At 60.2% G+C, this 13976-nt stretch carries 17 protein-coding genes; 10 read left to right on the forward strand and 7 right to left on the reverse strand.

Translation table 11 applies throughout. From position 1 onward, the window contains the following. Nucleotides 1–26: 26 nt before the first annotated feature. On the forward strand, nt 27–983 hold the full coding sequence (locus JO972_RS08110) for an LpxL/LpxP family acyltransferase (RefSeq protein ID WP_309489529.1): 957 nt from the start codon (nt 27–29) through the stop codon (nt 981–983). Continuing rightward, nucleotides 980–1744 carry a polysaccharide deacetylase family protein gene (locus JO972_RS08115; protein ID WP_309489530.1) on the forward strand — a complete coding sequence of 255 codons (765 nt, stop codon included), beginning with the start codon at nt 980–982 and terminating at the stop codon, nt 1742–1744. The genes JO972_RS08110 and JO972_RS08115 overlap by 4 nt, the downstream gene beginning before the upstream one ends. On the opposite strand, the gene JO972_RS08120 is transcribed toward JO972_RS08115, so the two are convergent. The 3 genes from JO972_RS08120 to JO972_RS08130 all read right to left on the reverse strand — a co-directional run bounded on the left by JO972_RS08120 (nt 1704) and on the right by JO972_RS08130 (nt 4032). Beyond that, on the reverse strand, nt 1704–2381 hold the full coding sequence (locus JO972_RS08120) for a class I SAM-dependent methyltransferase (protein WP_309489531.1): 678 nt from the start codon (nt 2379–2381) through the stop codon (nt 1704–1706). The two genes, JO972_RS08115 and JO972_RS08120, sit on opposite strands and share 41 nt — an antisense overlap. Beyond that, complete coding sequence (locus tag JO972_RS08125; protein WP_309489532.1) at nt 2378–3142, reverse strand: glycosyltransferase family 2 protein; 765 nt, start codon at nt 3140–3142, stop codon at nt 2378–2380. Before JO972_RS08125 ends, JO972_RS08120 begins: the two co-directional genes overlap by 4 nt. An 86-nt stretch (nt 3143–3228) precedes the next feature. After that, complete coding sequence (locus JO972_RS08130; protein ID WP_309489533.1) at nt 3229–4032, reverse strand: lysophospholipid acyltransferase family protein; 804 nt, start codon at nt 4030–4032, stop codon at nt 3229–3231. 221 nt (nt 4033–4253) lie between these two features. On the opposite strand from JO972_RS08130, the gene JO972_RS08135 reads away from it, so the two are divergent. Genes JO972_RS08135 through JO972_RS08145 form a run of 3 tightly spaced genes read left to right on the forward strand, consistent with a single transcriptional unit; the run spans nt 4254 to nt 6290 of the window. Continuing rightward, complete coding sequence (locus tag JO972_RS08135; protein WP_309489534.1) at nt 4254–5135, forward strand: patatin-like phospholipase family protein; 882 nt, start codon at nt 4254–4256, stop codon at nt 5133–5135. Nucleotides 5136–5149: 14 nt separating this feature from the next. Further along, nucleotides 5150–5575: a 3-hydroxyacyl-ACP dehydratase FabZ family protein gene (locus JO972_RS08140; protein ID WP_309489535.1), complete on the forward strand. Its 426-nt coding sequence runs from the start codon at nt 5150–5152 to the stop codon at nt 5573–5575. Between the two features lie 46 nt (nt 5576–5621). Continuing rightward, on the forward strand, nt 5622–6290 hold the full coding sequence (locus JO972_RS08145) for an HAD family hydrolase (RefSeq protein WP_309489536.1): 669 nt from the start codon (nt 5622–5624) through the stop codon (nt 6288–6290). Here JO972_RS08145 and JO972_RS08150 read toward each other — a convergent pair. Both JO972_RS08150 and JO972_RS08155 read right to left on the reverse strand, forming a co-directional pair. Then, a complete protein-coding gene (locus JO972_RS08150) occupies nt 6254–6775 on the reverse strand; it encodes a phospholipase D-like domain-containing protein (protein WP_309489537.1) in 522 nt (173 codons plus the stop codon). The genes JO972_RS08145 and JO972_RS08150 overlap by 37 nt on opposite strands. After that, nucleotides 6772–8016, reverse strand: a complete 1245-nt coding sequence (locus tag JO972_RS08155; protein ID WP_309489538.1) for an AMP-binding protein — start codon at nt 8014–8016, stop codon at nt 6772–6774. Before JO972_RS08155 ends, JO972_RS08150 begins: the two co-directional genes overlap by 4 nt. A gap of 69 nt (nt 8017–8085) precedes the next feature. On the opposite strand from JO972_RS08155, the gene JO972_RS08160 reads away from it, so the two are divergent. The 5 genes from JO972_RS08160 to JO972_RS08180 all read left to right on the forward strand — a co-directional run bounded on the left by JO972_RS08160 (nt 8086) and on the right by JO972_RS08180 (nt 12471). Continuing rightward, nucleotides 8086–9330 (forward strand): beta-ketoacyl-[acyl-carrier-protein] synthase family protein, encoded by a 1245-nt coding sequence (locus tag JO972_RS08160; protein ID WP_309489539.1) that lies wholly within the window; start codon nt 8086–8088, stop codon nt 9328–9330. A 148-nt stretch (nt 9331–9478) separates the two neighbouring features. Further along, a complete protein-coding gene (locus tag JO972_RS08165; RefSeq protein WP_309489540.1) occupies nt 9479–10378 on the forward strand; it encodes a beta-ketoacyl synthase N-terminal-like domain-containing protein in 900 nt (299 codons plus the stop codon). Between the two features lie 7 nt (nt 10379–10385). Continuing rightward, nucleotides 10386–11123 (forward strand): SDR family oxidoreductase, encoded by a 738-nt coding sequence (locus JO972_RS08170; protein ID WP_309489541.1) that lies wholly within the window; start codon nt 10386–10388, stop codon nt 11121–11123. Between the two features lie 7 nt (nt 11124–11130). Next, nucleotides 11131–11409: an acyl carrier protein gene (locus tag JO972_RS08175; RefSeq protein ID WP_309489542.1), complete on the forward strand. Its 279-nt coding sequence runs from the start codon at nt 11131–11133 to the stop codon at nt 11407–11409. A gap of 24 nt (nt 11410–11433) precedes the next feature. Beyond that, on the forward strand, nt 11434–12471 hold the full coding sequence (locus JO972_RS08180; RefSeq protein WP_309489543.1) for a lysylphosphatidylglycerol synthase transmembrane domain-containing protein: 1038 nt from the start codon (nt 11434–11436) through the stop codon (nt 12469–12471). Here JO972_RS08180 and JO972_RS08185 read toward each other — a convergent pair. Together JO972_RS08185 and JO972_RS08190 are read right to left on the reverse strand one after the other, a co-directional pair. Then, on the reverse strand, nt 12468–13724 hold the full coding sequence (locus JO972_RS08185; protein WP_309489544.1) for an FAD-dependent oxidoreductase: 1257 nt from the start codon (nt 13722–13724) through the stop codon (nt 12468–12470). The two genes, JO972_RS08180 and JO972_RS08185, sit on opposite strands and share 4 nt — an antisense overlap. Further along, entirely contained in the window at nt 13711–13968 is a 258-nt protein-coding gene (locus tag JO972_RS08190; protein WP_309489545.1) for a phosphopantetheine-binding protein, read from the reverse strand. The genes JO972_RS08185 and JO972_RS08190 overlap by 14 nt, the downstream gene beginning before the upstream one ends. Nucleotides 13969–13976: the final 8 nt, after the last annotated feature.

The following is a 13976-nucleotide window of genomic DNA, read 5'->3' on the forward strand; positions in this document are numbered from 1 at the left end:
GTCGTGCGCTGTATAAATACGATGTTATGGCTGTAAATCAAAGCACTAATTATTCCCGTCTCGGCCTCTTCGGGGACATCCCCACGCGGATGATGAACTACGTGATCCGGACCTTTCCGGGCATGCCGGCTTGGCTCGAAGCCAGCCTACTGTATTTTTTCAGCTTCATCGTTTTTGCCCTCGCGAGACAGCAGCGGGAAGCGATCCGAGCCAACTTGAAAACCATCCACGCCGACCTCGCCTTTTGCGAAGCTTATGTCGGGGCCTATCTGGTCTTTGTCAATTTCGGCTGGAGCTTCATCGACAGCCTGCGGGTGCGCAACGGGCAGGATGTCATCACCTGGGATGTGCAAGGTGAGGAGATCTTGCAGGACATCCGAGACAAGCAGGAAGCAGCCATCCTGTTCACTACCCACACCGGCAACTATGACCTCGCCGCCTCCCTCTTCGCATCGCAGTTCAAGCGGGTGCTGCACACGGTGCGCATGCCCGAGCGCTCGCCGGAGCTGCAGGAGATCCGCGAGAAGGAACTGGCAGAGGACGCCGCGCAAAATTCCCACTTCCGCGTCCACTACAACAAGGAGGACAAATTGCTCGGCATCGAGCTCGCGCAACTGCTTTCCGACGGCGAACTGCTCGCCATCCAGTGCGACCGCGTGGTCGGCCAGGTGGTGGAAATCGCCGTTCCCCTGGAGCGTGCCGACAGCAGCTTCCGCATCCCCAAGGGACCGATGACTCTGGCCTGCTTCTCGCGCTGCCCCTGCTACCCGCTTTACGTCATTCGCGAACGCCGCCGCCACTACCGGGTAATCTTCGAGCCTGCGCTGCAAGTGCCGCTGACCACCGCCGAGGGCAAACGCGCCAAACCTCGCGAGATGGACTACGCCCAGGCATGGGTGAAACAGCTGATGCGCTTTCTCGATCAGTATTCCTACCAGTGGTTTGTCTTTGAACACGCCTTCAACCCCAAGGAAACACCATGATCGCTGGCAACTTGGTCCGTCTCGCCGTCCTGATCGCCCTCTATGCCTGGGGGATTTGGCTGATCTCGACGGGTGCCGTCTGGCAAGGACTGCTGCTGCACCTCTGCCTGGTGGGCCCTCTGCTCTGGGGCACGCTGAACCCGAACTCGCGACTGTTTGGCCCCCTGCAGCGAACGGTTTCCGACGACCGCATCTGGCTGACTCTCGACGACGGACCTGATCCGGTCGATACACCGGCCATCCTAGAATTGTTAGAAAACCACGGCGTCAAGGCGACGTTTTTTGTCATCGGGGAAAAGGCCGACCGCTACCCGGAGCTGATCCGCCGAATCGTCGCCGAGGGGCATCAGCTGGGCAACCACACCTACAGCCACCCCCAGGGGAAATTTTGGAGTCTCGGGCCGTGGCGCACCTTGCGCGAAATCCGCCGCTGTCAGGAATCGCTGCGCAGCATCACCGGCGAAGCGCCCGAGATTTTCCGCGCGCCCGTGGGCCATCACAATGTCTTTGTCCACCCGGTGCTTCGAGCCTTCGGCATGCGTCTGGTCGGCTGGACTTCACGCGGACTGGATGGCGTGGAAAAAGATGCCAGCATCGTCATCCGCCGACTGCACCAGACCATGGCCCCCGGCAGTATTGTGCTTGCTCACGAGAGCACCCCGATCGCCGCGGAAGTGGTCGCCGCCATCCTCGAGCACGCCGAAGCGAAGGGCTGGGAATTTACATCCCCGGCTGCACCATCGAGCGCTCAGCCACGATGAGGTAGTTGTTGAATGGCGTCTTGCCCCAGAACGGTTTAATTTCGACGGTGAAACCATCGCGCTCCAAGACCTTGCGGAACATTTCCTCCGTGGGGTAGTGCGTCGGAGCCGCCTTCATCCACGAGGTCATCTTGGCCATCATGTCGCCGAGCCAGGTGATGGAAAAACGCAGTGACTTTTGCTTCAGCGCACTGCGGATGATCAGCTTGCCGCCGTGACAAACACGCCCACCGGCAATGTGGATGAGCTTTTCCTGCTCCTCCGGGCTGAAGAATTGCAGGATATCGAGGATGGTGACATTGCCAGCATTGATCGGCAGGCCATCGCGCGCGTCTCCTTGGGCAATCTCAACCAGTGGATAGCCTCCTTTTTCCAGCATCGCCTTGCCTCGCTCGATTTTATCCGAGTCGTAATCGATGCCCATGACCAGCGGTTGCCAGCCACGTTCGCGCAGATACATGGCGAGAATGCCAATGCCGCATCCGATGTCTAACAACGGGAGCCCATTTCCATCCAACTCTTCATACACGCCGCCGTAGAGCGGGTCGGTGAGTAGCTTACTCTTGCTGTAATACCGCAGGCCGCGGTCGACACAGAGTGAGGAGATCTTGTTCGCAATGCTCTTACGGTCGCTCATGGTTTCAATGTGGTTCCTTTCAGCGGGTTGCCCCCTTTGACGGCACGCATGATCAACATGGGCAACCTGAGGATGGCCCCGATGACGAGGCGGATATACATCCATGTGAGGAGGGTATTGTCTCGAAAATATTTGAACTGGCTGACCCCTCCGTCTTCCGCCGAGATGTACTTCACCGGTGTCGGCAGGTTCAGCAGTGGGGTGCCTCGCCAGCACATGCGGATGACCACTTCCGGGTCGAAATCAAATCGTCTGGCGAAGAGGGTGGAGGCAAAGGCATTTTTCAAAGGCTGCAGCGGGTAGAGCCGCATGCCGAACAGGGAGTCGTTGATTCCCCACCAGAGCGTGACGAAGTTGGCCCACCAGTTGGAAACCTTGCGACCGTTGACGCGGAGGGCGGGGGCGGAGGCGTCGAACACCGGTTGGCCGAGCACCAAAGCGTCCGGATATTGTTCGCCAACGGCCATGAATTTCTCCACGTAGTCGGCCGGGTGTTGGCCATCGGCATCCATGGCCAAGGCGTGGGTAAAACCCTCGTCCAGGGCCAAATTCACCCCGGCGAGAACGGCGGCCCCTTTGCCCCGGTTCTCCGGCAACCGGTGGATGCGCAGGTTTTTCCCCGATGCGTTAGAGAGCTCTTCGAGTCCGTCGGCACTGCCATCGGTGCTGCCGTCGATGATGACAAAGACGTCATCCCAAACCGCCAGAGCCTTCCTCACCGTCACCTCTAACAGAGGCCCGGTATTGTAGGACGGAATCATGACACAGGCTTTCATTCGCAATGGGGCGCACTGTTCATGAGGCCTGTGGGCATGGTTTAGCAATCAATAAAGTGGGAAATGCTGCCCTAACGAGGAAAACGATCCCTCAGCTCCTCGCGATAGTATTCTTCCAGTCGATCGGAAAAGGCGTGGGTGGCTTCGGATGCATCCGGGTGAATCAGCTCCCCGACCTCGACGCGGCAAACGATCGGTAACGGTGGCATTTTCCAGATCGGCCATCCTTTTTGCATGTAGCCCGAGTTCATTTTCAAAAACACCGGCAAGATCGGGCACTTGGCGGTTTTCGCCATCAGCGCTAGGCCGGGTCGGAACTTGTTCACCCGGCGGCTCTCATCGCGGGTGCGCGTTCCCTCTGGAAAAAGCAGTAGTCGCCCGCCGGATTTGAGGTATCCGGTGGCGGCGCGGACCATGTCGAGTTTGGGTCGGTTCGGCAGGAAGCCCGCAAAGCGTGTGCCGCCGTAGAGGATGGGGTTATTGGTGATCTCCGCCTTCATGATGCAGCTCACCGTGACCAATTTTCTGATCAACAAGGGGGCATCCCAGAGCGAGGGGTGGTTGCTGGCGATGATCAGCGGGCCGGCCATCTCCGCCACCGGCTCAAGCTCGTCATCTTCAATCCTGATCGCCCCCATCCAGACCAAGCCGTGGAAAAACCCGCGGAACAGACAGCCGAGCGTGCGGTGCCCCAAGTTCCGGTGAGCCTCCGGTTTCATAAACAACACCGTCAGCGTGCTCAGCAGGTAAACGGCCAGCGCTCCTACGATCCAATAAATGAGGGTGTAGACCAGAGCGACAGCAAAAATCACTCCCGCCACCAGACCACCATAGCGGACGTGTTCTGAAGTTTCGGAGAGCTGTGTGACCTTCACTTCGGCAAAAATATCACAGCCCAAGGGTCAGGGACGATCATTTTCTACTCTAGCAGAACCGATCCCAGCCGCTGCCAGCAGTCGGGCAGGCAGCCGACCTCACTCACGCTCAAGGGAACCCCGCGCGCCCGACTGCCTCATCGGCGGGTATTTTACGGTTGTGACATCGGGACCGCGCTGCTTCGATGCCGTCACCGACATCACGTCCTCCCATCGCAGCTATGATCCACCCCGGCCATGAACCTTCCGGTTTTTCCCCTTCCCCATCTGGACTTCCGGTGGGCGCCAAGGTGGCGGTGGCATTGGAATCGTCGTTTCTCGGGTTTTTCGCCCACGCCGGCTTTATCAACTCGCTGCTAGACTCGGGGATTCGTCCAGCCAAGGTCTCCGGCTCATCGTCCGGAGCGCTGGTGGCAGCGGCCTATGCCTGCGGTTTGGAAAACGAGCGACTGAAAGAGTTCGTGCTCGATCGGAAACTGCAGCGGGCCTTCCGCGAATGGGGCACGCCGCTGCGCTGCGCCGCCGTCTTTGCCGCCTACTGCGGTCACGGCATCATCGGGGGCAAACGCGCGGTCAAACACCTGCGCCGCAGCCTGCCGGTGGACAGGATCGAGAACACCCCCAATGCCGAACTCGCGATTGGGGTGACCAATGTCAGCCGCCGCGAGCGTCAGCTGATTCGCCAGGGAGATCTGGCAGCATTCATCGTCGCCTCCTGCGCCGCCGCCCCGGTGATCAGCTCGCAGAAAATCGACGGCGAGTTCTATCTCGACGGCGGGTTCACCGATGGCGCCCCTTTCGAGCAGTGGATCGATGACGACCAGATCGATACCATCATCCTGCACCGCATCGTCAAAGACTCGGCGATGGACCGCCGATGGAACCGGGCCACCAACATCATTTCCTGCTGGCACACCATGCATCATCTGGTCACCGAGGAACTCACCGATACCCGGCTGAAGCGGGCGGAGGCGGCAGGCAAGAAGGTGATCGTTCACGAAACCAAGACCCGCGCCGCCGGACTCATCGTTTCCAAACAACACTCGATCACGAACTACCAGACCGCCTACGACACCTGGAAAAACTCCCCCTCACTACGATAAACTCACCTCCCACCATGCCACACGATCAAGAACTCAAACTGCTGCCACACGGACCATCGTTTCGCTTCATCCACTCCGTCACCGATCTCGACCCCGGTGTCAGCGCCGTGGGAACTTACGACATCTCCGGCGATGAAGCATTTCTCGAAGGTCACTTTCCGAACCATCCGATGTGGCCCGGTGTCATCATGATCGAGGCCATCGCCCAGCTCGGTGGCGTGGCAGCCCAATCGGATCCCGATCAGGAACGGCTCAACGACATGCGCCTGACCTCGGTGAAAAATGCCAAGATTCTCGGCACCGCAACGCCGGGCGCCACGCTGGAGATCGAAGTAAAAGTCGAAGGTCGCCTGGGCAATTTGATTCAAATCTCCGGCAGCGTCAGCGTGCAAGACGGAGAGAAAATCGCCAGCAGCATCGTCATGCTCAGCGGTTCTTAACGCCCCCCTTTTTCACCCTCCTCCCAACAACACGACCCATCACACCATGCGTGCTCACGACCTCATTATTTTCGACTGCGACGGCGTGCTCGTCGACAGCGAGCGTATCACCTGCACCGTCTTGGCCACCATGCTCAACGAGCTGGGGCTGGCCGCGACCATGGAGACCGCCTACGAGGAATTTGTCGGCAATTCACTGACTCGCTGCATCGATATCATCGAAGCGAAGTTAGGAACGCCCATCCCAGAAAATTTTGTCGCCGACTTCAAACGACGCACCGGCGAGGCACTGAGCGAATCGCTGAGCGCGGTCGACGGGATCAAGGAGGCGCTGGCGGCAATCGATCTCCCGACCTGCGTCGCATCCAGCGGCGACCACGACAAAATGAAGATCACTCTCGGAGTCACCGGACTCTACTCGCACTTTGAGGGTCGCATTTTCAGTGTCACCGAGGTGGCACGCAGCAAGCCTCACCCCGATGTCTACCTCTACGCTGCCAGCAAGATGCAAACCGCTCCCGAGCGATGCATCGTGGTCGAGGACACCGCCATTGGAGTGACCGCCGCCGTGGCTGCCGGCATGACTGTGCTGGGTTACGCCAAGCTATCCGATCCACAGCAGCTGGCCGACGCCGGTGCCATCCCCTTTGACGACATGCACCAGCTGCCCGCACGCATTCAAGCAATCGGATCCGGGCAGTATTCGCGCAGCTGACACTGCTGGCAGAGGTCGCCGAGGTAGAGGGTGTCGATCCATTCTAACAACTCATCCAAGTGCGCCTTTTCGTCGGTGAGAAACCCGGCTTCGAAATTGCGCCGTTTGGGGTTCTTCGCGCCCATGCCCGCGCCGGTTAGATTGGCCGATCCGATGAAGGCCGTCGTGCCGTCCACCACGATCGCCTTGGTGTGAATCCGTGGGCAGAGAATGCGCTCGAACAGGTCGCTATCGATCAGCGCCGGGTATTGATCGAAGTCCTTGCGGAAACGAGGTCCCGGCTCCTTGGCGTGAAACAATCGCACCGCGATGCCCTGCTGCACCAGATCGGACATCACCTCAAGAAACGGCACAAACCTCCGCCCCTTGGCCACATGCATGTCCTTCAAGTCCGCGGTGACAATCCACACATACTTGCGGGCCTCGGGGATGAGTTCCACGATCACCCGCTGGTGGATGGCTTCGTTGAGAACGAGTTCGGTCATGGCTGTGTGGAGTCCAGAACTTCCCAGTGGCGCGGCACCTCCCAGCTGTCGAGCTGCTCGGAGGCATGTTGCTTGAGCTGTTTCAAATCGCACCCGGGCGCCAAACGGACGGCAATTTTGACCTCCTCGAAGCGTTCAAAATCTCTGCTTCTGACGCTGGAGACCTTGGCTTCGAGAACACCTGTTAGGCTCATGCAGGCACGGGCAATTTTAGCCGGGCTGACTTTTCTGCCCGCCACATTGATCGCCTCTCCGCAGTGGTCGTGCCAATGCACTTCCTTGCCCCTCACCTCGCCAAGGTCCATCGTCCGATAGTAATCTTCGCTGAATTCGTCGGAGCCTAACAACTTGTCGGCAAAGCGGGCGGTGGCATCGGTGCGGACACAGATCCGACCGTCCTCCGCGGTCATCACATCGACCCCCGGCAGCATGGTGCCAATCAGTGACGCCTCTCCGCGGGGTTCGGAGGTAAAGTCGCAGGTGACGGCGCCGGTTTCCCCCGTGCCGTAGAAGTTGTGAATCTTCAGTCCGGCATCGTTCCAGACCCCCTGCTCCAGCTCCAGCGACAGCGGAGCTCCGGCTGACAGCGCAACCTTGATCGACGGGTGAGCGAGGATTTTTGTCAGCCACCACGTTTTCCAAAGCGCGGGCACTCCGGGGAGGAAGAAGGACTTTTCCGGCCCACGGTCGAGCCCCTGTTGGACAAACATCGGCAGCGGTCCGGAGAGCACATCGAGGGGGATGCCGGCGAGCAGCAAGGGCAGCACCAGGCAGCCGAATCCGTAGGAGTGCGCCAGCGAGATGGCACCGAGGCTGCGGCAATCGCTGGTCACCCCCAACTGCTCCAGCGCGTGAATATTGCGCATCCCTTCGGCCAGCAAGCGGGTCTCACCATAAAACAAACTCCGCTCCACTCCGGAGGCCCCGCAGGACTGTTTGATCAAAGCGATGTCGTCGGGAATCTCCGCGCGGATCGGCAGGGGTTCCTGCTTCTGCTGTTCTTGGATCAGCACCGGACGACGCTGCGCCCAGGCGGCGATGACCGTGGGGATGAAACCGGCGCTGTCGCCGTTCGCAATGACCGGTCCTGACGCGGGGAGATCGATTTTTTCAGCCTCGGCCTGAAGCTGCCCGAAGGTCCACCCGCCGGTGACATCCGGATGCCTCAGCGCGAGCTGATCCCTGCGCTCATCGCGAATCTCCGTCCAGCGTTCATACAACATTTGACACCGTGCTAGCATGTTCGATATAACTTGCCAAGAGCGGGTAAAGAATCTCTCTTTGATGTCAGCCCGCTTTTCTCACCCACCATGTCCTCCCCCTCAGCTGAACCTTCCAACCATCGCCGCGTGTTTGTCACCGGCATGGGCATGATCTCCCCCTTCGGAAACGATCGTGCCAGCCACATCCGCTCCCTGCGGGCCGGGACCAATCACTTCAGCGAAGTCACCCTTTTCGATTGCTCACGGCAACGTGTCAACACGGCGGGCATGATCGATCTGGCCGACTGCTCACCGCAGCACGAGCTCAGTGAAAAAGAGCTGAAACGGCTCGATCGTGGTGGCCAAATGCTGATGCACGCCACCGGCGAAGCACTGCGTGACGCCAAGCTAACAGACATCCCCGAGAACATCCCCTTTGTCATCGGCACCTCCGCCGGAGCCATGCCCCTGGGCGAAGATTACTACCGCCGCGCCACCACCCTGCCGCTGAGCAAGCGTGGCCAGTTCACCCAGGTCGAGCACTACCAGCCCCAACGCTCAGCCGCCACCGTCCAGCGCGGACTTGGATTCAGAGGGCAGACGCAAATCATTTCCAACGCCTGCGCATCCGGAGCCAATGCCATCGGCCACGCCTATCAGCTAATCAAATCCGGGAAACAAGCGACCGCACTGGCGGGTGGCTACGATGCCATCTCGGAGATGGTGTTCACCGGATTCGGATCGCTGCAGGCACTCTGCACCTCCGGCATTCCGCGCCCCTTCGATGCCGAGCGCGACGGTCTGGCTATCGGTGAGGCCGCTGCGATGATGGTGATGGAATCGGAGGAATCGATGCTGGCACGTGGCGCCACTCCCATCGCCGAAGTCTGCGGCTACGGCATGGCCACCGATCTGCATCACCTGACCCAACCTCACCCAGAAGGCAATGCCGCGATCAGCTCGATGACCGCCGCCTGCCAGGATGGCGACCTGCAAGCCTCCGAAATTCAATACATCAATTCCCACGGCACCGGCACGCCGCTCAACGACGTGGCCGAGGCCAATGCCATCTGCCAGTGGGCCGGCGAGCACGCTAAAGACATCATGGTGAGCTCCACCAAGTCCGCCATGGGCCACTCGCTCGGCGGAGCAGGAGCCATCGAGTCCGCCATCTGTCTACTCGCCCTGGAAGATCAATTCGCCCCCGCCAGCCTGAACATCCGCACCCCAGACCCCGCCTGCCAGTTCGACCTCGTCCGTGAGCCGCGCGATGCGAAATTAGACACCGTGCTGACGAACTCCTTTGGATTTGGCGGCTGCAATGCCACCCTGATCTTCCGCCGCAACGCCTAACCCCTTTTCAGCCATCAACACGCCCGATCAGTCACCTCTCTACATCCACGGCCACGGCAGCGTTTCCGCCGCCGGCATCGGTGCTGCCGCGCTCTATCATGCCTGCGCCAGCGAACAGGACATCCCCTGCAGCCAACTGGAACGCAAGGTGGAAGATGTCAGCATCTGCTACGATGTCCGTGCAGTGGATACCCTGGCCCTGCGCGGAGCCATGCCGAAACACCCGCGACTGAGACGCGCCAGCGGCGTGAGCAAGTTCGCCATCACCGCAGCGGCGGAGGCACTCGGCGAGGAGCGCATTGCCAAGATCCAGAACCACGAGATGCGTCTCGGCATCGTGGTGTCATTCATCAACGGCTGCGTGAACTATTCTAACCGCTTCTACAGCGAGGCACTCAACGACCCAGCTTTCGCCAGCCCCATCGTTTTCCCCGAAACCGTCTTCAACGCCCCCGCCAGTCACATCGCCGCCTACCTCGGCAGCGACGGCCCGGCCTACACTCTGTTAGGAGATTCCTCCACCTGGTTCTCCGCCATCGATGTCGCCCGCGGCTGGCTGGATACCGATCAGGTCGACGGCTGCCTAGTGCTCTGCGCGGAGGAGCTCGACTGGCTCAGCTGCGAAGGGCTTTCCTACTACTCAAGACAACTCAAAGGCACCGAAGGGGCCGCCGCCATCTACCTGGAAAACAGCCCGTCGGACACCCGACTGGAATGTCTGCTAGGCCCTGCCCCCTACACCTCCAGCGCTGAAAAAAAAGATGCCCTGAATGCCATCTGGCAGATTGACAAGGAGGACGGCAAGGACCTGCTCGTCGATGGCCTGACCGGCATACCGCGGCTCGATCGCGCTGAGGCGGAAACCTCTGCCAGCTGGTCCGGCGATCGCATCAGCCCGCAGACGACCTTGGGAAGTGGCATGGGTGCGAACTGCGGATTTCAAACGGTCATCGCCCTCGAAGCCCTGAAGCATCACGATGGAGCCTCCGTGGTTTTTGCCGGCGGCGGAAACCAGCAGGCCTTCGCCGCACGATTCAGCCAAGCCTAACACTCTCATGGAACACACACCTCCCTGCATTCTCATCACCGGCGCCAACGGCGGTCTCGGACTCGGCATCGCGCGCTACTTTCTAACCCGCGACGAAAGCTGCCACGTCTACCTCGGCGTGCGCTCGAACCGCGATCAGGCAGACGCCCTCATCGCCGAGTTCCCCGGTCGGGCCTCGGCCGTCACCTTGGATGTCACGGACGATGCCGCGTGGCAGCAAGCGATTGCCACCATCGATGCCGACGGCCGCAAGGTCAGCGTGCTGGTGAACAATGCCGGCCACCACGACGACCACCTGCTCGCCACCATGCCCCAGGACTCCTGGCACAGCGTCATCGATTCCAATCTCAACGCCGCCTTCCTCGGCTCCCAGGCCGTGCTGCGCGGAATGATGGGTGAGCGCTTCGGCCGCATCATCAACATCGCCTCACTCAGCGCCCTGCTGGCGCCACTCGGCCAGACCAACTACGCCGCCGCCAAAGCGGGCATGGTCGCCATGACTCAGAGCCTGGCCAAGGAGGTCGCCCGCATGGGCATCACGGTGAACTGCGTCTGCCCCGGCTACGTCGAAACCAACGCTCTCAGCGACATGGATCCGGAGAAGGCTAAGGCGATCAAAAAGAGCATCCCCATGCGCCGTTTTGCCCGACCCGAGGAGGTCGCCAGCGCCGTTTTTTTCCTTGCAAACCGGGAGGCGAGCTATATCACCGGGGCGCCGCTGAAGATCGATGGTGGCATATTTTAAACCCGCTATGTCCGACACATCCGCTCTCAATCAACAGATCAAAGACGTCCTTGTAGACGAGCTGATGCTCGATGTTACCAGTGATGAAATTGGTGATGAAATGCCACTCATGGGACCCGATAGCTTGGGCCTCGATTCCGTGGACGCTCTGCAACTCGTCGTTGCCATCGAAAAACACTTCGGGCTGAAAATTTCCGATGCGGAAGCCGCCAAAGGCATTCTGCAATCGGTCACAACCATCGCCACCGCCATCAATGATTCTGGCGCGTCTCCGGCGAAAGCCTAATGCTGAACCCAAGCTCCTCAGGTGATGTCTTCAGAGCCGTCACTGGACGCGGGCCCAAGCAGAAAAAAGATCGGTCCTAAAACGATCGCTCTGTTTCTTTTCAAACTCCTCGGCACCACCGTCTTTCTCTACTGGGCGTTCAGTCAGATGGAAGACCAGTCGGCCTTGGCCGAAAACTTCCGCCTCGCCCTCACCTCGCCATTTTGGCTGGGCTGCGGCATTGCCTTCGCTGGCATCACGGTGCTGACATCCGCCCTGCGCTGGCATGTGCTGCTGCGGGCGCAATCGATCGATGTCAGCTTTTCCTACATTGGAAAACTGACCCTCATCGCGGCGCTGTTCAACGTCGCCTCCTTCGGCACCGCCGCTGGTGACGCGATGAAAATGATCAGCGTGATGCGCCGCTATCCAGATAAAAAAGTGGTCATCACCATGACCGTGATGATCGATCACATGGTCGGCTTCATCTCCGGCGGCTTGATCTTCCTGGTCTTCGCCTGGGCCTTTGGCACGGTGCAGGCGACCGAGAACTTCGGCGTCCGCCAGGCCTTCATCGCAACCACCGTTTTCCAAACCGTGGGCATCTTCTTCATCGTGGTGATGTATCTGATCAGCTCCGATCGCATGCTGGAAAAGTTCGGAGGCAAGATGCCAAAGATGATGGCCAACAAACACATCCAATCGATCACCAGCAGCCTGAACTGCATCCGCTCCAGCTGGAAAGCGCTCACCGTTTCCCTGGCCGCCTCCTTCGCACTTTCGGCCAGCTATTTCCTCGCATTCTATGCCGGACTGCAGACCATTGGCGAGGATGTGGCGGTCAGCACCATCTTCACCGTGATGCCCATCGTCGATGTCGTCAGCGCCCTGCCGATCTCGATTTCCGGCCTCGGTGTGCGTGAGCGGGCCTTTGATTTCTTGGTCAGCGAGCTCGCAGGCATCGCCACCAGCTCCGCCGTCTCCGCCTCATTGATCGGTTTCCTCTTTCACGTCTTCTGGGGTGTCGTCGGGGGGATCTATCTGATCTTCGATCGCTCGGCCTTTGCCAAGCACCCGCACTAATCCAGCCCCAAGTGCCGGCGGATTTCGGCCGCCTGCTCGGACACTTCGGTGATGCCTTGAGCGAACATCGCGGCCGCCAGGCCCGCCGCCTGACCAGTGGCAAAACAGGTCCCCATCACCCGCACGGATGCCAGCGCCTCGTGGCTGGCAGAAAGACAACGACCGGCAAAATACACGCCCGGAATCTCCGCGCTGACCAGGGCCCGCAGCGGAATGTTCGAGGGTTTGGCCTCGGCAAAATAGCGAAACTTCGCCCCGCGGGCATCTTCGCGCAGCTCGATCGGCCAGGTCGCTCGCGCCACCGTGTCGGCAAAGTCGACCCCGTCGATCAACTCCTGCTCGCTGAGTTCATGCTGCCCCAGCCAACGGTATGACTCACGCACGCCAAGCGCTGGAGGAAACACCGGAGGTCCTGCTTGGGAAAAAAAGGCATAGTGCTGACGCAGGAAGGCGCAGAGCTCGATGGCCAGCTTTTTGCCGGCCGTGGTGGTCACTTCCCGACTGCTGGCATCCGTCGGGTTCCAATCGTCACCCGCCAGATCGATGCTGACAAAATATTCCCCCGCCGTGGGTGACGCGCGCAGGGTGGCACCGAGGATTTCCTTTGGTAACTTTCCCTCCCTCACGGCATGCACTAGGTCAAGAGCCAGTCGCATGCGAAAACTTTCCTCCGCCGCTTCCGCGCCCACCCGGGAGAGCGAAAAAATAAATGCCGGGCGCTGCAAACGCTCCGCAGCCACCTGCACCCGCGTGGCACCGAGAAAATCCGCCACCACCGCATCCGCCGAGCCATCAACCAGACTCCGGCAGTGAATCCGCCTGTCGCGGAGAGCAACCGAAAATCCGGTATCTGTCCGCGATACCCCCTCGCAGCTCGCGCCCAAGCAGAGCTCCACCCCAGCCTCCGCAACCAGCTCCTTGGCGATGCGGTCATACACCTCGGGCTGCTGCGGCAGCACGTAGACCCGCCCCATTTTCACTGGACCACTCTGGCCCGTGGCAGCGCACATGCGGCGCTCGATTTCCGTCGGCAGTCCGGGGTTCGCCAGTTCGGGTGCTTGGCTAACATCCGGCATGTAGAGTCCGCAAAAAGTGTGCACAAAGGCCAGGCTGCCCATGCCTCCGAGCAGCGGCGATTTTTCCAACAGCACCACGCGTGCGCCACGACGCGCCGCCGCCACTGCCGCGCATATCCCAGCGCTGCCACCACCGATAACGACCAGATCGACGTCGTCCTGCTTACTCGCCACCATGGCGCTTAGTCTCCACCAGCTTGGCGATCGCTTGCAAGGTCTTAAAATGCTCCCGGTCGAGATCTTCCGGCAGCACCTGCACCGCGAATTCTTGTTCCAAACCCAGAATCAGCTGCATCAGCGCCATCGAGTCCAAGCCTTCCTGATAGAGATCCGCCTCTGCGGCAAAGTCATCCGCCAACGGGAACAGGCTCTCGGAGATCAGGCTGCGGACTGCGTCAATGCTAACTGCGTTTTCAGACATGAGAAAAT

Origin of the sequence: Oceaniferula flava (assembly GCF_016811075.1) — a bacterium.
GTDB classification, from domain to species: domain Bacteria; phylum Verrucomicrobiota; class Verrucomicrobiia; order Verrucomicrobiales; family Akkermansiaceae; genus Oceaniferula; species Oceaniferula flava.